Origin of the sequence: Thermosinus carboxydivorans Nor1 (genome assembly GCF_000169155.1) — a bacterium.
In the GTDB taxonomy this organism is placed as follows: Bacteria; Bacillota; Negativicutes; order Sporomusales; family Thermosinaceae; genus Thermosinus; species Thermosinus carboxydivorans.
The window spans coordinates 12,956-29,658 of the sequence record NZ_AAWL01000029.1 but is presented as its reverse complement, the minus strand read 5'-3'; the positions used below and the strand labels follow the sequence as shown (position 1 = coordinate 29,658).

The window sequence follows — 16,703 nt, the reverse complement described above, 5'->3', positions numbered from 1 at the left end:
GTCGGTGGTTGGATGGGCGGGGAGCGCCGCTGCTCTGGGCAGCCGCAAAGGCGGGTGCGCAGGTCTTGCTGTTGGAACGAACCGACCTCTTATTAGGCACCGGACTTGTAGGCGGCATTTTTCGCAATAACGGGCGCTATACCGCTGCCGAAGAGACGATTGCCATGGGGGGCGGCGACCTTTTCATAGCGATGGATGCGAATACCAGGCACAAAGGGGTGGCTTTTCCCAGCCATAACCATGCCTCGCTGTACGATGTTACCACCATGGAACCTTTGGTGAAAAAAGTTTTGCAAAACTACGGTATTGAGGTGCGGACCAAAAGCCGCGTGACCGATGTGGTTAAATGCGGCAAGAAACTTCAGGCCGTAACGCTCGATAACGGCGAAATTATTAAAGGTGATGTTTTTGTGGATGCAACCGGTTCGGCTGGGCCGATGGGCAACTGTATAAAGTACGGCAATGGGTGCGCCATGTGTATTCTGCGTTGTCCCTCTTTCGGCCCGCGCGTAAGTGTAACGGCCAAAGCCGATGTGAAGGAACTCATGGGCCAGAAAGCGGACGGTTCGTTCGGCGCCCTTAGCGGGTCGTGCAAGATAAATAAGGATTCACTGAGTCAAGAATTGCGTGACCGGCTTAACCGCGAAGGAGTAGCCGTACTGCCGGTACCGCCAGGATTGGTCAAGAACGGCAGTTTGGGCAAAAAAGCTTGCAGTCAGTACGCTATTGCCGATTATGCGGCAAACCTAGTTTTGCTCGACACCGGCCACGCCAAACTAATGACGTCGTTTTTTCCGATTGAAGATCTCAGGACCATCCCCGGCCTAGAGGCGGCTCGTTACGAGGATCCATACGCTGGCGGCATCGGCAACTCGGTGCGGTATTTAGGGATCGCCCCTTGTGATAATTCGCTTAAGGTAGCTGGCGTTGACAACCTTTTTTGCGGTGGGGAAAAGTCAGGTATCCTGGTCGGCCATACGGAAGCAATTGTTACAGGTCTACTTGCCGGCCATAATGCGGTCCGCTATTGTCTCGATATGCAATACCTGGAGCTGCCGCGCGAATTGGCTACCGGTGATTTTATCGCCTTTTTGCATGAGCGTATGCACCAGCCGGGCGGCATGAAAATGCGCTACACTTTTTCCGGTTCTGTTTATTTCGAACGGATGAAAGAGCTTAACTTATACTCCGTAAATCGGGCAGAAATCGCCGCGCGAGTAGCTAAAGCCGGTCTAGCGGATGTTTATAATCGTTGTCTGGTGTAAGGAGGGAAAGTATGAATAAATTGGCCGCTCGGTGTATCGATATCAATTCGGACTATTGTCCGTGTCTGTTGGCCGAGACAAACCATTGCGTTTTTTGCAGTCATCTCCAAGGCAAGGAAGTGTGTGACTGTAATTGGACAGGAATCTGTATTCTTTACGAAAAACGTTGGCAATCGCCAAAACAGCGCTGGCGGGGCGAAGAAGCGCTTGTGCGCATCGAGATGGAAACCAACCTCTTGCGGAAAGAACCGGTGGCCGAAAATACATACCTCCTTGAATTCGGCGTGACGGATGAACTTGCACGGCAATTGGACCACACCGGTTCGTTTGTATTCCTGCGCCTCCCGGAAGATCCACCTTTTTTTCACTTTCCCGTCGGCGTCATGAAGATTTCCGACCGGCAGGTGCAGGTCGTAGTTGAAACCGTCGGACCGAAGTCGGCGCGACTAGTCGGTAGTAAAACCGGGCGGATTTTCGTGAGAGGACCTTATTTTAACGGTCTTTTCGGTCAACCATGGATTGACAATCTAAAAAGTGGTAAAATATTATTAATAGCCGGTGGTATGGGACAACCACCAGCCGTGCCAGTGGCTCGTAAACTAGTTCAGGGCGGCAACGCTGTTACTGCCGTTATCGCTCCCGGTAAGACGGGTAAAGTTTTTATTGGTGAGGAATTATTGGCGATGGGCATAGAAGTGCAGATTGTACCATCGCTCAGGCAAGTTGGTCTGCCGTTTGTGCGCAGTTTACTGGCCAATCCGGCTCAACGCCCCGATTTGATTGTCAGCACTGGCCCGGACGAACAACACTACGGCGTTATAGCCGCTATGCAGAGTACGGGCGTTAATATCCCTATGGCAGCGACGAATAACGCTACAATGTGCTGTGGTGAAGGGATTTGCGGCAGTTGTGCCAAGGAAACCCGCAGCGGACGGATAATCAAGACATGCAAAGTGCAGACTGATTTTAGCGATCTTGTTCACGATTAAATTAAAATAAAACTAACAGGAGTAATTATGCCCGAACGATTGCAAAAAATCCTCAGTCAGGCCGGTATTGCCTCCCGGCGCGCCGCGGAAAAACTCATCCTCGACGGCCGCGTAGCCGTAAATGGTAAGATAATTACCGAACTAGGCGCAAAAGTAGACTGGCCCCGCGACCGTGTTACCGTTGACGGTAAGCCGATTGCCGCCGAGGCGCCCGTCTACATCCTTCTCAATAAACCCAAAGGCGTTATTACCAGCCTTAAGGACCCGCGCGGCCGCAAAACAGTTATTGATCTTCTCAAGGATGTTCCTGAACGGGTATATCCGGTAGGGCGGCTGGACTACAATACCGAGGGGTTACTGCTATTGACTAACGACGGGGATCTTACGCACGCCCTTACTCATCCTAGCCACGAAATTAAAAAGACATATGTCTCCAAGATTGCCGGCTTGCCCAATGAGGAGCAGCTTGACCGGCTGCGGGCGGGCATTAAGCTCTCCGACGGCATGACATCCCCGGCTGCTGTCCGCTTGTTGGATTTTGATCCGGTGAAACAAGTGGCGGTGGTAGAAATCACCATTCATGAAGGACGCAATCGCCAGGTAAGGCGGATGTTTGAAGCCATTGGTCATCCGGTTAAAAGCCTTAAGCGCACCAAGTACGCTTTCCTCACTTTGACAGGTCTGAAAAGAGGAGAGTATCGGCGTTTAACTCCCGACGAAGTCGCGTCGCTGAAAAAATTGGCGCAAGGATAGACAGTTTTCCCCTTATTCTTGCAGAATAAGGGGATTTTTGCGCCAAAACCTTTGAACAAGCCGCTTCGGCCGGAAAGACGGCAGAATAAGGATGGGTGACTTGTCTATAATATAGGCAAAATATAGAAACAAGGAGTGCTGTTTGTGAGAAACGACGGTCAGAGGCTTTGGCGATGGGAGCCTTACCTTGTCCGGTTGGCCGTGGTTTGTCTTTTCTTGCTCGTCCTGGTGCAGGCGCTGATGTTAAAAGAAGGTCCCCGTTTATTATTGTCGCGGGTTGATCGCTACGAGGGTGAAACTATTTCCGGTCAAATACCCCTTTATGCCGCTGATCCGTTGATGGTGGCCGAAAAATCGGTGGTTACTGATCGTATTCGTTCTTTACGGGAGAGTAAAGTATTAGTGATTCGCATGCTAAAACCAGCCACGGTTGATGGTGCTTTTGTTATCGTGAACGGGGAGCGGGTAGGGGATTTTCGGCGCGGTGATGTTAAAGTCACGGTCTATGAAGGCGATTATGTGGAGATTGATGTTAGCGAAGTAAATGAACAAGTACGGTTTGTTGTCAATGTTCCGAGCAGCGACCTCATTTCTCCTATAGATGGCATCGTATTAGAAGGTGTTCGCACATACTTGCCGGTCGGTAAAGTAAAATTTAAACCTTAATCTGTGCGTGTTTGATCTTTAGGATGGAGGAATTTAGCGTTCCGACAGGAATATATCTATACAAGTCTCGGAGGACAATGAAACAATGATTATCATGATGAACATACCTACCGATATGCAAATTGATCGGGTCATGGCTAAACTTGCGCAAAGGGGAATGGAAGCTTATCAGCTAAAAAGCGGCGGGAAAACCATTATTGCCGTTACAGGCCACGCTCCCGCTGAAAATGCAGAATTATTCGAACGCATGCCAGGGGTTGAAAAGGTGATCGTTATTTCAACACCTTTTAAATTAGCCAGTCGCGAATTTCGGCGGGAAGACACGCAAGTGACAGTTAAGGATACGATTTTTGGCGCAAAAGAAATTCCCGTGATTGCCGGCCCTTGCGCGGTGGAGAGCTATGAGCAGCTTCGCCAGACCGCTACTGCTGTAAAGCAAGCGGGCGCCCGGATGTTACGCGGCGGAGCTTACAAACCACGCACTTCACCATATAGTTTTCAGGGACTTGAACAGGAAGGGTTGGAAATTCTCCATGCCGTGGGGCGCGAAACAGGCTTGCCGGTTATTACGGAAGTGACGGATACCAGGACGGTAGAACTGGTAGCTAACTATGCAGACATGCTACAAATTGGCGCCCGCAATATGCAAAACTTCGCCCTGCTTAAAGAAGTGGCCCAGGTAAAGAAGCCGGTATTGTTAAAACGGGGCGTTTCAGCAACGGTAGAGGAATGGCTTATGGCCGCCGAATATATTATCGCCGGGGGCAATGAAGCAGTGGTTCTCTGTGAACGGGGCATTCGCAGTTTTGAGACCTACACCCGTAATACCCTGGATTTGAGTGTCGTACCGCTGATTAAACATTTAAGCCATCTCCCTATTATTGTTGATCCGAGCCATGGAACAGGAAAGTGGCGTCTTGTTGGGCCGATGGCTAAAGCCGCTGTTGCGGCGGGGGCCAGATGGACTACTGATTGAAGTGCACCCCTGGCCGGAAGAAGCTTTATCTGATGGCCCCCAGTCGCTTACGCCGGCAAATTTTAGCCAGCTTATGCAGGAAGTGGCCGACATTGCCCAAGCAGTAGGACGAAATATTTAGCGGCCAACATAGCGACATACCAATCAAACACTGGAGGAACATATGCGGAAATTAGTTATTGCCATTGATGGCCCGGCAGGAGCGGGCAAGAGTACCGTCGCGCAGATTGTGGCCGAGCGTCTTGAATATACTTATATTGATACCGGAGCTATGTACCGGGCAGTAACACTATTTGTTCTGCGAAAGAATATTTCTGTTTGTGACGTTGAGGCCGTCAGCCGTCTGGCCCGGGAAAGTGAGATCACGCTTGCGTATGAGAAGGGAAAAACGCGGGTGTATCTTAACGGGGAAGATGTCTCCGAGGCTATCCGAATGCCGGAGGTTTCGCGGATGGTGTCGCATGTGGCCCTAATTCCCGCCGTGCGCCAGGCTATGCTTAAGTTGCAGCGGCAAATGGCGGCGCGGGGGGGAGTAGTTATGGATGGCCGGGATATTGGCACACAGGTTTTACCTAATGCTGACATCAAGGTTTTTCTCACGGCGTCGATTGAAGAACGGGCCAAAAGGCGGTGGCAGGAGCTCACTAGCAAAGGCATTGCTATTGATCTCGAAGAGCTAAAAGAAGAAATTGCTTGCCGCGACCGGATGGACTGCGAACGGGAAACGGCGCCGCTGATCAAAGCGCCGGACGCGGTACTGATTGATACTACTGGACTTAGCATTGAAGGGGTCGTACAGGAAATTTTGAAATTGTGCGAGGAGCGGAGAAAATTTGTATAGTTTTTTGCGTTGGCTGCTGAGGTTGTTTTTTCGCCTCGTTTTTCGGTGGAAGGTGACGGGAACAGCGAATATTCCCAGGGAAGGCGGTGTTATTATTGCCGCCAACCATGTTAGCCTGTGGGATCCGCCCGTGATTGGCTGCGCCATGGATCGCCGGATCTCTTTTATGGCGAAGGAAGAGCTGTTTGCGATCCCGGTGTTTAACTGGATAATTGCCAAACTTGGCGCTTTTCCGGTGCGCCGCGGCGCTGCTGACCGCACCGCTATACGCACGGCAGTAGCCATACTGGAAGCAGGCGGTGTACTTGGCGTTTTCCCGGAAGGAACCAGGAGCCGGACGGGTAAACTGGGCGCCGCCGAGCCGGGAGTAGCGATGCTTGCTCTCAAAACAGGCGCTCCTATTGTGCCTTGCGCTGTTGTGGGCACGAATAAAGTGTTGCGGCAAGGACAATGGCTGCCCCGGTTTGAGGTGCGGTTCGGCAAGCCGCTGCAGGTGGCAAAAGGCCGGGCCGATAAAGAGGATGTCGATCGCCTTACTACGTCAATAATGGAGGAAATTAGCAATTTGCTGGCAGAGGAGTGACTGCCATGACTGACAGCTTATCAATGGTCTTGTCACAGCGCATTGCCATCATTGCCGTCGTTGCCTATATTTTCTCCCAGACCAACGCCTTTCGGCTGATGTTTACCGAAAACACTACCCCGCGGGAAAAATGCATTCTTATTTTGTTTTTTTCTACCGTATCGATCGCCGGGACATACTTTGGGATTCCTATTGAAGGGGCTATTGCCAATGTACGCGATACCGGCAGCATCGTAGCCGGACTGCTGGGCGGACCGCTGGTCGGTACGGCTACGGGGCTAATTAGCGGCTTGCATCGAATTTCGCTGGGGGGATTTACTGCCGTCCCCTGCGGGTTAGCAACCATTATTGGCGGTATCTTTGCCGGTTATGTCCATAGCAAAACGCGCCCCAAAACCACCGAATGGATCACGGGGGTGCTCATCGGCGTTGCCGTTATTCTTTTTAGCATGGCCCTTATCCTATTGTTTTCCAAACCGGCGGCAGCCGCGCGATCCCTTGTCATGCAAGTCACGGTGCCGATGTGCTTGGCTAATGCCCTTGGCATTGCCGTTTTCATGATTATCATACATAATGCTCGTGAACACCAGACTAAAATTGGCGCTCTTCAAACTAATAAGGCGCTGCGGATTGCTAACGCCGCTTTGCCTTATTTCCGCCAGGGTCTGAGCGACCTTTCGGCGGAAAAAGTGGCCGCAACCATTCTCAATATGACGTCGGCTGCTGCTGTAGCTATCACTAACCGGGAAAAGGTACTGGCTCATGTTGGTCTTGGTAGTGACCACCATACTAACGGCCGACCGCTATTGACCGCCGCTACAAAGTCTTGCTTAGAGAGCGGACAAGTGACAGTAGCCCAGCGGTCGAGCGAAATCGGGTGTATCCATCCCAACTGTCCGCTAAAATCGGCAGTCGTCGTTCCGCTGTATTGCCGGGACGAGATTGTCGGCACACTGAAAATGTACTATGCCCTTGAAGAGGCGATGACGGCGCTGGATCTGGAATTTGCCCAAGGGTTGGGTCAAATCCTTAGTACCCAGCTAGAATTGGCCAATTTGCAACAAAAAGCGGAATTGGCGGCCAAAGCCGAACTCAAGGCGCTGCGTGCGCAAATAAATCCCCACTTCCTTTTCAATGCTTTAAACACAATTGTTTCCCTTTGCCGCACTAACCCGGAGCAGGCACGCAATCTTCTTATTGAGCTGAGCGATTTTTTCCGGCGCAGTTTAAAATCGGCGCGGGATTTCGTTACGTTGCGGGAAGAACTGGAGCATGTGGATTCTTACCTGGCTTTAGAAAAGGCAAGGTTTGGACGGCGACTGACGGTCGTTAAGGATATTGATGCGGCAGCGCTCAATATCCTACTGCCTGCTTTTACTCTGCAGCCCTTAGTAGAAAATGGCGTGAAACATGGGCTCCTTGCTAAGGAAGAGGGGGGAACGATCAGAATTTCGGCTCATTGCCAGGGAAGCGATGTCCATATCACTATTAGCGACGATGGGCAGGGAATTCCGTCCTCAATTCAGGAACATATTCTGGTATGCGGTTTCGGCAAAGGAAACGGGATTGGCCTGAGCAATGTCAATGAACGGCTTAAAACAATATATGGACCTCAGTACGCACTAAAAATAAATAGCCGTGAAGGCAAAGGCACTACTGTCAAGTTGCATGTTCCCATTAGCAGGGGGGTGGCGGTGTGAACGAAGGAAACAGGCCTATACGGGTCATGATTGTCGACGATGAGGAGCCAGCCCGCAATGAGATTCGTTACCTGTTGGAACGTTTTTCTGACATAGTAGTTGTCGCCGAGGCAGAAAGTGGTAAACAGGCGTTACGGGCAATAACCCGTACTCAACCTCACCTACTTTTTTTGGATATCGAAATGCCGGGGATGAACGGTATAGATTTGGCAAGTAGAATTATCGAGGCCGGAATTTCGCCGTTTCTGGTTTTTGCCACCGCGCACGAAGAATTTGCCGTAAAAGCCTTTGACGTTAATGCGACTGACTATCTGCTCAAACCATTTTCACAAGAGCGGCTGGAAAAATGTATCAATCGTGTTCGAGGGTTGCTCGTGACGAGAATGACGATGGCTGTACAAACCCCTGCCCACTCCCGCAAAGAGACAGAATATGCACTCTGTACCAAACAGCGCTTGGCTGTAGAGTACAACGGCAAAATGATTATCCTGAATGTTGACGATATTATCATGGCCTGCTGTAATGATGGTCAGGTAGTCATTCATACGCGTGAGAAGGCTATACATGCAATCTCACGCTGCAGGAACTGCAGGCAAAACTTGAGGAACAGCAGTTTTTCCGCAGTCATCGTGCTTATCTGGTGAACATCGAAAAAATTCGCGAGATTATTCCCTGGTTTAACGGCACTTATAACCTTGTTGTGGACGGACTAACCCATACTGAAATCCCTGTTAGCCGTCAACAGGCACCTAAATTGCGGAAACTTTTTGATATATGATAATGGATATTGCGGTTCACTAGGAAAATGATGCAGTTTATTGCGATTTTTCGGCATTTTACTTAAAATCTATTGCCTGACTATTTATTTGTGCGTTATACTGAGATAAATATTTGGAATTGTCATGAAAGGTGGTGAGAGCCGCACTGGAATAAGTAATTGCCAAGACAGCTATCAGCTAAAAGGGAGGAGAAGTATGAATTCAATTAATTTGCTTGTTGTTGCCGTATGCGTGTATTTTCTGGCCTATCGCTATTATTCGGCATTTATTGCCGCCAAAGTGTTGGCCCTTAATGACAACTATGTAACGCCGGCATATCGCTGCAACGACGGCAGGGAATTTGTCCCCACCAACAAATGGGTTTTGTTTGGGCATCACTTTGCCGCCATAGCTGGCGCCGGTCCGCTTGTCGGCCCTGTTTTGGCTGCCCAGTACGGGTGGGGACCCGGTTTTATGTGGATTTTGCTTGGTTCGGTTTTTGCCGGCGCCGTTCATGACTTTATCATTCTTTTTGCTTCCGTTCGTCATGGCGGACAATCGCTGGCGGTTATCGCCCGTCGTGAAGTCGGTCCCATCACGGGTATAACCACTTCTTTATCCATTTTGTTTATTATCATCGTAGCTCTGGCAGGTTTGGCGATCGTTGTCGTCAACGCTCTCTTTAAAAATCCGTGGGGCGTATATACATTGTTCATGACGATCCCGATTGCTATTGTCGTCGGTCTGTACATGTTCAAAATCTGTCCTGGCTCCATTCGTTCCGGTTCGCTTGTCGGCTTTATCTTAGTATTGTTGGCAGTGTTTACCGGCCACTATATTCCCGGTTCTGCCTGGGCGGAAGTCTTCACTCTCACCAAGCAGCAGCTATCCATCGCTCTGCCGCTGTACGGGTTCATTGCCGCCGTCCTGCCGGTCTGGCTGCTCTTGGCGCCGCGCGACTACCTCAGCTCTTATATGAAAATCGGTACGGTTGTGGCCTTGGCCTTGGGCATCCTGATTGTACAGCCCACTGTCAATATGCCGATGACTACCCGCTTCGTCGATGGCGGCGGACCGATTATTCCTGGGCCCGTTTGGCCGTATGTTTTCATTACCATCGCTTGCGGCGCCATTTCTGGCTTTCATTCACTGATCAGTTCCGGTACTACCCCGAAAATGCTGGAACTGGAAACGCAAGCCCGCTTAATTGCCTATGGCGGCATGCTTACCGAAGGCTTTGTGGCCACTATGGCCCTTATTTCCGCTGTCGTACTTATGCCTGGCGACTATTTCGCCATCAATACGCCGGCCGCCGTATTTGCCAAACTAAATATGCCGATAGTTGAGCTCAAGCAATTGTCGCAGCTTGTCAACATGGATGTAGCACACCGGCCCGGCGGCGCTGTCTCGCTTGCAGTGGGCATGGCGCATATCTTCTCCAGTATCGGTGGCATGAAGCATTTGATGAGCTACTGGTATCAGTTTGCGATTATGTTTGAAGCTCTCTTCATCTTAACTACGATTGACGCCGGTACCCGCGTCGCCAGGTATATTCTCCAGGATATCATCGGCACCTATCTGTATGCGCCGCTGAAGCAGACCAACTGGTGGCCCGGCATCCTGTTTACCAGCGCTGTTGTAACCTATGCGTGGGGCTATTTAGTGTATAGCGGGGACGTAGCCAGCATCTGGCCGCTCTTTGGTGTAGCCAACCAGCTTCTGGCGGTTGTCGCTCTTGCTCTTGGCACTACCGTAATCCTGAAAGTTGCTCCCAAGAAATCTTATCATTGGGTAACGACTGCACCGCTGGCTTTTCTGTCCGTTACCGTAATTTCCGCCGGCGTTATGAATGTCGGTATGTTCTATAAACGCGGCGATACGCTCGGCAATATCAATGGTACAGTAAGCATTGTCCTCATCGCCCTGGTTGTCATTACACTGCTCGACTCTTTCCGTACTTGGAGTAGACTGCTTAAGACGGAAAAACCGGAAGGCATGAACGTGGAGGTACAGCCTGTCTGCCGTATCGACGGCCCGATCAAACCCAATATTCCGAGCTAACCCAAAGCTAATGAGGAAGGGGGGCTTGCCCTCTTCCTCATTTTTATTATTTTGGGCTTTTAAAATGCGGCAAATAAAGGAATTCTAGAGAATATCAGCGAATAGCAACATAAAAGAAGCGCATGGGGGTAAACATGAAAATCATTTTGGCAGAATACCGTGGTTTTTGTTACGGCGTGAAACGGGCAATTGAGACAGCTTATGCCTGTATTGGACAGGGACCCGTCTATACGCTTGGACCGATTATTCATAATCCGCAGTTAGTACAGCGATTGTCTGAGCAAGGAGTGGTCATGGCAAATACCCTGGAGCAAATTCCTGCCGGCCGGGTAATTATCCGTTCTCATGGCGTGGGCCCCGAGGTATATGATCAGGCTAGGGCTCGCAGCCTGGAAGTCGTGGACGCTACCTGTCCGCATGTTAGGAAGGCGCAACAGGCGGCTCGGCAACTAGCGGAAAAGGGGTACTATGTAGCGGTGGTCGGCGAGCCCAATCATCCCGAAGTTAAGAGTATTGTCGCTTGGGCCGGCGAGAGGGTGACGGTGGTGGAAACCCCGGCAGATGCGCAAAACCTTCCTTATCATGAACAACTTGGTGTGGTGGCGCAGACTACTTTTGCCAGTGACCAATTCAATACCATTGTTGATATTCTTAAGACAAAATGTCGGGAAATTGAGGTCAGCCGCACCATTTGTACTGCTACTGACCAGCGACAACAGGCGGCGATCAAGCTGGCCCGCAAGGTTGACGTCATGGTCGTGGTCGGGGGAAAAAATAGCGCCAATACTTCTCGACTCGCAGAACTCTGCCGTCTTCAAGGTTGTCCGACGTACCATGTGGAAACGGCGCAGGAATTGAAAATAGACTGGTTTACCGGCGTGCAAACGGTAGGAATTACGGCCGGCGCGTCGACACCAGATTGGATTATAGAGGAGGTATATTCAAAAATGCAAGAATTTGACCAACTGTTGGATCAAGATATGAAGCCGCTTGAACCGGGCGTTATTTTAAAAGGCAGGGTCGTCGGCGTTCGTAAAGACGAGGTCTTTGTTGATATCGGGCATAAAGGCGAGGGGGTAATTCCCTTGACCGAGCTCGCCTATCCCGTGCCGGAAAATGCGTCTGACGTTGTTAGCGAAGGCGATGAAATCGATGTTTATGTGTTGGCGCCTGAGGGCGATGACGGTCCGGTTAAGCTTTCGAAAGTTAAAGCAGATAATATTGTTGCCTGGGAGAAACTACAGGCGGCAGCGCAAGCGAATGAGACGGTTACAGGTAAAGTAACGGCGGTTGTTAAAGGCGGCCTTGCAGTATCTTTATACGGTGTCCGCGGATTTGTACCGGCATCGCAGGTGGCCGTGCAGCATGTAGCGGATTTAACCCCTTATGTGGGCCAAACCTTAGAATTGTTGCCCATCGAAATTGACCAGGCCAAACAAAAGATCGTGCTGTCACGCCGGAAAGTTTTGGAACAGGAACAGCAGCGGCGGGCTGAGGAACTGTTTTCCAGGTTAGCGGAAGGACAGATAGTAACCGGAACGGTAAGCCGCATCGCCGATTTTGGCGTCTTTGTCGATTTAGGCGGTGTCGACGGCCTTATTCATATATCTGATTTGTCATGGCACCGGGTAAAGAACCCGACGGAAGTAGTAAATATAGGCGACGAGGTTCAAGTTTTCGTCCAAAAAGTCGACCCTAAAGCCAAACGCATTTCCCTTAGTCTCAAGCGGGTGCAGCGTGACCCTTGGTATGATGTTGTGGAAGGACTGCGTGAGGGTATGACGGTTGCCGGCAAAGTGACGAAACTCGCCAAGTTTGGCGCCTTTGTGGAAGTAAAGCCCGGGGTTGAAGGGCTTGTTCATCTTTCCGAACTAGCCGACCGTCGGGTTGCCAGTGCCCAGGAGGTCGTAGAGGTCGGTCAGACGGTAACGGTAAAAATTCTGGGCATTGATAAGGAAAACAAACGCATTTCTCTGAGCATTGCCCAGGCTCAACAGGATGCCGAGCGGGCTGATTATCAGCGGTTTCTTAGCCAGGAGTCGAATACGCTCGGTGTGACAATTGGCGAAAAATTCGGCCACCTTTTTGGCCGCAAGGGATAAGAGGTCTGCATGCGCAAATCTCGTAAATTAGACCACCTGAGATACGCTCTGACCCTTGCCGACGGACCGACAACCACAGGCTTTGAAGATATCAAGCTTATTCATAATTGTCTGCCTGAACTGGACTGGGGGGATATTGACCTGTCCAGTTCCCTGGCAGGGTTGCCGCTGCGGCACCCGGTCATTGTCAATGCTATTACCGGCGGTACGGAAGAAGTGACGCGCGTTAACGCCGCCTTGGCCGATTTTGCCCGGCGGACAGGAACGGCCATGGCTGTCGGGTCACAGTACGCTGCCTTTGAATACCCGGAAGTTAAAGAATCTTATAAGATTGTACGCAAAATCAATCCGGACGGCATTGTTTTCGCCAATCTTGGCGCTAATGCCACGCCTGAGCAGGCCAGGCTGGCAGTAGAAATGATTGGGGCCAATGCCATCCAAATCCACCTCAATGCCGCCCAGGAAATTATTATGGCTGAAGGAGAACGGCGCTTTACCGGTTATCTGGAAAACATTGCCGCCATTGTTGCGGCTGTCACAGTACCAGTAATTGCCAAAGAAGTAGGCTGCGGCATTGCCCGGGAACAGGCGACCCAGCTGACACTTACCGGTGTCCGGGCCATTGACGTGGGCGGAGCCGGCGGAACAAATTTTATAGCCATAGAGGCAGCCCGTACGGCGGCTACTTTAGCCGATGACTTTCTGGTCTGGGGCATACCTACGGCCGTAAGTGCCATCGAAGTGGCGTCCGTGCTTCCGAAAGGAGTAGACCTTATAGTTTCGGGTGGGATACGCACACCTGCCGCAGCAGTAAAGGGATTGGTTATTGGCGGCACGGCTGTTGGCATAGCTTCACCTTTAATCAAAATGCTTACCGAGCAAGGAATGGAGCAGACCGTTGCCTGGTTCGAACGTTTTCTTACGGATATGAAACGGCTGCTGCTCTTACTTGGAGCCAGGACGGTAGGTGAATGCGCTGCCGCGCCTTTTGTTGTCACCGGGTTTAGCCGCGAATGGCTGGAATGCCGTGGCTTTGACATTAAGAGATATGGGCAACGTAAAAAGCATGGCTGACAAAAGCCATGCTTTTTTGCATGATTTTCCGGGAAATAGGATAAGCTAGGTTAGCAGATATCTTAATCCAAGCGGCACGAGGTGAAACATATGAGTTTGCCAATAGGCATGATTATTCTATTGGTAATCGGGGTACTGGTCTATTTTGGCTGTGCGCAGCGCATTTTGGATCGGATGCGAATGACTGACAAACAAGCTCTTTTATTTATCGCCGGCATCGTTATCGGTAGTTTTATCGATATCCCGCTGATGACTACACCGGTTGAAGTGAGCGTGAATGTGGGCGGCGCGGTGCTGCCAGCATTATTATCCATATGGCTCACTGCCAAAGCCGATGAGCCGGCCGAACGGATAAGAGCAGTTCTCGCTGCACTACTCGTAGCAGGCGCTGTATGGCTTGGGTCGCGTTACCTGCCCTATGAGCCGGAAACCATGTTTTTGGATCCCAAATTGATTTATGGCATTTCGGCCGGTCTTATTGCCTATCTAGCGGGTCGGTCACGGCGAAGCGCCTTTATCGGCGGCGTGCTCGGCATTATTTTAAGCGATATCGTCCATATGCTTACCCTAATTAGCGCCGGTATCCCAGGGACAACGGATATTGGCGGCGCCGGCGCTTTTGATGTGATCATTATCACCGGTCTTGTCGGCGTCATGGTGGCCGAAGTTGTGGGGGAAACGCGGGAAAAGCTTCAGGGTGGCCCGGTGCTTGGCCCTCACCGCCCTGAGGGACTTTACGAATTCAGCAAAGAACTAACGGAAAGAGATAGTCGGAAGGCAGCGGCCAAGGCTCCCGCTTCTTTAAACAATGACAAAGCCTGCAAGAATAGGGGGGATGACAGTGAATAGACTGTTTGTTTGCGCGCTGATTTTGGCCATTGGCGTTGTTTTCACAGCAGAGGCCTTCGCCCATGAACGGAACGACGGGGGATATTATACCATTGTGGACGAGCAGGGTATTCCTGTCTATTATACCGGTTGGAAAGTCCGGGTGGGCGACCAATGTCTTACGGCTGACAACAAGCGTTATGAAGTATATCAAATAGAAGGCGACACGGCCCGCGCGCGCTTGATCGGCCAGGTGAACCTTGCTCAATATGCGCCGCCGACGGGTGGCGCCATGGCTATGTTTGAAGGGCTGCTGCAGCCGCGTGTTGCCAGAGCCCAGGGCGGTAAAGTGGCTATCTATCACACTCATTCTGATGAATCTTATGTGCCAACGGACGGTACTGAGAGCAAACTTGGCGCTGGTGGTATTTACAAGGTTGGCGACTCATTTGCTCAAGCGCTAAAAACCAAGGGGCTTGACGCTATCCATTCGCAAGCCAAACATGACCCGCATGACGATATGGCATATGAGCGGTCCCGTCGGACAGTGCTGGATCTCCTGAAGCAACAGCCGGACGCTATTTTCGACATTCACCGCGACGCCGTTCCTGCAGAGGTCTACAAGGCGAACGTAGCCGGACAAGATATTAGCAAAGTGCAGTTAGTTGTGGGCAAATACGGACCTACGAGCAAACAGATTGAGGACTACGCATTGCAGATTAAAGCAGCGGCTGATAAGCAGCATCCCGGCCTAGTTAAAGGTATATTCTTTGCTAAGGGTGGCGACTACAACCAGGATCTCCATCCGCGGTCGATGCTGCTCGAAGTCGGTGCTCATACCAATACCCGCGATTCGGCGGAAAAAGGAATTGCCCTTTTTGCTGACGTCGTGCCAACCGTTTTGGGCAAGACCGCTCCCGGTTCGCAAGCTACTAATGGTTCAGCAGGATTAGGAACTGCTGCCACGGGACCGTCCGGAGCCAGTAAGTCAATAGGTTGGATTTTGGGATTATTGGTAGTTGGCGGAGCGGCGTTCCTGTTTCTAAGTACCGGTGGTCTAAAAGAAGCAGGCGCCAAGCTTAAGCAGTTTACTTCCTCGGAATTCACTAACTTTCTAGGCCCTCGGCTCAAGGGCAAGAGAAGCAATAATCCTAACGACAGGGATGACAGCGACTCCAAGTGATTATCATATACCATGGACAACGACAACTGCTGCCGCTAGCGGCATGTTATCTGCATCTTGGCCGCGAACAGGATGTTGGGCTTATTTTTCGCCGCGCTAAGCTTCAGCAGAATAATCAGCCCTTTACCATTATTGGAACGGACAGTAATGGCAATATTGTCTCCTGTTTGGCGTATGGGCATTATGGCGGAGTTTACTGTCGGGCCCTGCAAGGGATTGCGCAGATATTTTCGGTCGACATTGAGCTTATTGATGTCGACCATCTTTGCTCTTGCCGCTCCGGCAAAGGATTGATATCGGTGTTAAGGAAGTACCTTGCTGAGTGGTTCCCGTCTATTTTTGGGCTAGCATATTTACAGACCGTGTCTGAAGTTCTGCGGGGCGCTTATCTTGGCAAACGACAGGGTGATGCCATCTGATTATCATCTATTACTGTTTTGCTGGCGCCCATGCTTCGGTTGTGGCGTCCGCCATTCATTGTGGTCTGCTGCCGACCGATAGGATACCCAGTCATGAGGAGATTCTGGCGTTACCTTATTATGACAGGACTTTACCGGAACTTATCGGTCAGCCTTATCTGATGGGGGAAGATGCGCGTGGGAACAGTGTATATTTCATGGGCTTGTGTAACCAGCGGCAGCAGATCGATAACATGATTCGCACGGTATTAACTATAGCAGGCATTCATGAAGGTAAATATATTCTACAGGACGCTTTTCCGCTTATCGCTTTTTCCACCAAGTTCGGCGGGTTGCTGTCAAAACGTTACTGCTTGACTAACCTGGGGCGGTCTATGTCGATATGGGGGATTCAGCGCAGTTATCCACAATTTGTAGAACTGGTGGAGAAAGTCAAGCGCCGATTGGAGTGATGCGAACAGTCTCATCACTCCTTTTGTTTATTTGCAGGAGAATGGCCGAGGCA

General features: G+C 50.9%; 16 protein-coding genes and 1 pseudogene. All 17 read left to right on the top strand.

The genetic code is table 11. The features are described from left to right. Positions 1-1,265: FAD-dependent oxidoreductase (locus tag TCARDRAFT_RS13230; RefSeq protein ID WP_007290476.1), on the top strand; the 1,265-nt coding region annotated here is incomplete at its 5' end. 11 nt (positions 1,266-1,276) lie between these two features. Continuing rightward, the gene (locus tag TCARDRAFT_RS13225; protein ID WP_007290475.1) at positions 1,277-2,254 is read left to right on the top strand and encodes a hypothetical protein; all 978 of its coding nucleotides are present in this window, start codon (positions 1,277-1,279) and stop codon (positions 2,252-2,254) included. Positions 2,255-2,281: 27 nt separating this feature from the next. Beyond that, complete coding sequence (locus TCARDRAFT_RS13220; RefSeq protein ID WP_007290474.1) at positions 2,282-3,007, top strand: pseudouridine synthase; 726 nt, start codon at positions 2,282-2,284, stop codon at positions 3,005-3,007. Positions 3,008-3,151: 144 nt separating this feature from the next. Continuing rightward, positions 3,152-3,673: a hypothetical protein gene (locus TCARDRAFT_RS13215; RefSeq protein ID WP_007290473.1), complete on the top strand. Its 522-nt coding sequence runs from the start codon at positions 3,152-3,154 to the stop codon at positions 3,671-3,673. Positions 3,674-3,758: 85 nt separating this feature from the next. Next, positions 3,759-4,770: pseudogene (gene aroF / locus TCARDRAFT_RS13210) on the top strand (3-deoxy-7-phosphoheptulonate synthase). A gap of 42 nt (positions 4,771-4,812) precedes the next feature. Then, on the top strand, positions 4,813-5,490 hold the full coding sequence (cmk, locus tag TCARDRAFT_RS13205; protein WP_007290471.1) for a (d)CMP kinase: 678 nt from the start codon (positions 4,813-4,815) through the stop codon (positions 5,488-5,490). Further along, positions 5,483-6,073: a lysophospholipid acyltransferase family protein gene (locus TCARDRAFT_RS13200; protein ID WP_007290470.1), complete on the top strand. Its 591-nt coding sequence runs from the start codon at positions 5,483-5,485 to the stop codon at positions 6,071-6,073. The genes cmk and TCARDRAFT_RS13200 overlap by 8 nt, the downstream gene beginning before the upstream one ends. A gap of 5 nt (positions 6,074-6,078) precedes the next feature. Beyond that, on the top strand, positions 6,079-7,773 hold the full coding sequence (locus TCARDRAFT_RS13195; RefSeq protein WP_007290469.1) for a sensor histidine kinase: 1,695 nt from the start codon (positions 6,079-6,081) through the stop codon (positions 7,771-7,773). After that, the gene (locus tag TCARDRAFT_RS13190; protein WP_007290468.1) at positions 7,770-8,417 is read left to right on the top strand and encodes a LytR/AlgR family response regulator transcription factor; all 648 of its coding nucleotides are present in this window, start codon (positions 7,770-7,772) and stop codon (positions 8,415-8,417) included. Before TCARDRAFT_RS13195 ends, TCARDRAFT_RS13190 begins: the two co-directional genes overlap by 4 nt. Then, positions 8,351-8,551 carry a LytTR family DNA-binding domain-containing protein gene (locus TCARDRAFT_RS16455; protein WP_083795441.1) on the top strand — a complete coding sequence of 67 codons (201 nt, stop codon included), beginning with the start codon at positions 8,351-8,353 and terminating at the stop codon, positions 8,549-8,551. Before TCARDRAFT_RS13190 ends, TCARDRAFT_RS16455 begins: the two co-directional genes overlap by 67 nt. A gap of 196 nt (positions 8,552-8,747) precedes the next feature. After that, positions 8,748-10,592: a carbon starvation CstA family protein gene (locus TCARDRAFT_RS13185; RefSeq protein ID WP_007290466.1), complete on the top strand. Its 1,845-nt coding sequence runs from the start codon at positions 8,748-8,750 to the stop codon at positions 10,590-10,592. Positions 10,593-10,726: 134 nt separating this feature from the next. Next, the gene (locus tag TCARDRAFT_RS13180) at positions 10,727-12,694 is read left to right on the top strand and encodes a bifunctional 4-hydroxy-3-methylbut-2-enyl diphosphate reductase/30S ribosomal protein S1 (RefSeq protein ID WP_007290465.1); all 1,968 of its coding nucleotides are present in this window, start codon (positions 10,727-10,729) and stop codon (positions 12,692-12,694) included. Between the two features lie 9 nt (positions 12,695-12,703). Next, a complete protein-coding gene (fni, locus tag TCARDRAFT_RS13175; protein ID WP_007290464.1) occupies positions 12,704-13,768 on the top strand; it encodes a type 2 isopentenyl-diphosphate Delta-isomerase in 1,065 nt (354 codons plus the stop codon). 90 nt (positions 13,769-13,858) lie between these two features. Continuing rightward, positions 13,859-14,617 (top strand): DUF1614 domain-containing protein, encoded by a 759-nt coding sequence (locus tag TCARDRAFT_RS13170; RefSeq protein WP_007290463.1) that lies wholly within the window; start codon positions 13,859-13,861, stop codon positions 14,615-14,617. Further along, positions 14,610-15,779: a stage II sporulation protein P gene (gene spoIIP, locus TCARDRAFT_RS13165; protein ID WP_007290462.1), complete on the top strand. Its 1,170-nt coding sequence runs from the start codon at positions 14,610-14,612 to the stop codon at positions 15,777-15,779. Before TCARDRAFT_RS13170 ends, spoIIP begins: the two co-directional genes overlap by 8 nt. Continuing rightward, positions 15,776-16,198 (top strand): hypothetical protein, encoded by a 423-nt coding sequence (locus TCARDRAFT_RS13160; RefSeq protein WP_007290477.1) that lies wholly within the window; start codon positions 15,776-15,778, stop codon positions 16,196-16,198. Before spoIIP ends, TCARDRAFT_RS13160 begins: the two co-directional genes overlap by 4 nt. Continuing rightward, complete coding sequence (locus tag TCARDRAFT_RS13155; protein WP_040683451.1) at positions 16,195-16,650, top strand: DUF3189 family protein; 456 nt, start codon at positions 16,195-16,197, stop codon at positions 16,648-16,650. The genes TCARDRAFT_RS13160 and TCARDRAFT_RS13155 overlap by 4 nt, the downstream gene beginning before the upstream one ends. Positions 16,651-16,703: the final 53 nt, after the last annotated feature.

Excerpts from the sequence above, each read along its gene's own strand:
- TCARDRAFT_RS13225 (WP_007290475.1), top strand. The coding sequence starts at position 1,277 with ATGAATAAATTGGCCGCTCGGTGTATCGATATCAATTCGGACTATTGT.
- TCARDRAFT_RS13195 (WP_007290469.1), top strand. The coding sequence starts at position 6,079 with ATGACTGACAGCTTATCAATGGTCTTGTCACAGCGCATTGCCATCATT.
- TCARDRAFT_RS13185 (WP_007290466.1), top strand. The coding sequence starts at position 8,748 with ATGAATTCAATTAATTTGCTTGTTGTTGCCGTATGCGTGTATTTTCTG.
- cmk (WP_007290471.1), top strand. The coding sequence starts at position 4,813 with ATGCGGAAATTAGTTATTGCCATTGATGGCCCGGCAGGAGCGGGCAAG.
- TCARDRAFT_RS13220 (WP_007290474.1), top strand. The coding sequence starts at position 2,282 with ATGCCCGAACGATTGCAAAAAATCCTCAGTCAGGCCGGTATTGCCTCC.
- fni (WP_007290464.1), top strand. The coding sequence starts at position 12,704 with ATGCGCAAATCTCGTAAATTAGACCACCTGAGATACGCTCTGACCCTT.
- TCARDRAFT_RS13170 (WP_007290463.1), top strand. The coding sequence starts at position 13,859 with ATGAGTTTGCCAATAGGCATGATTATTCTATTGGTAATCGGGGTACTG.
- TCARDRAFT_RS13180 (WP_007290465.1), top strand. The coding sequence starts at position 10,727 with ATGAAAATCATTTTGGCAGAATACCGTGGTTTTTGTTACGGCGTGAAA.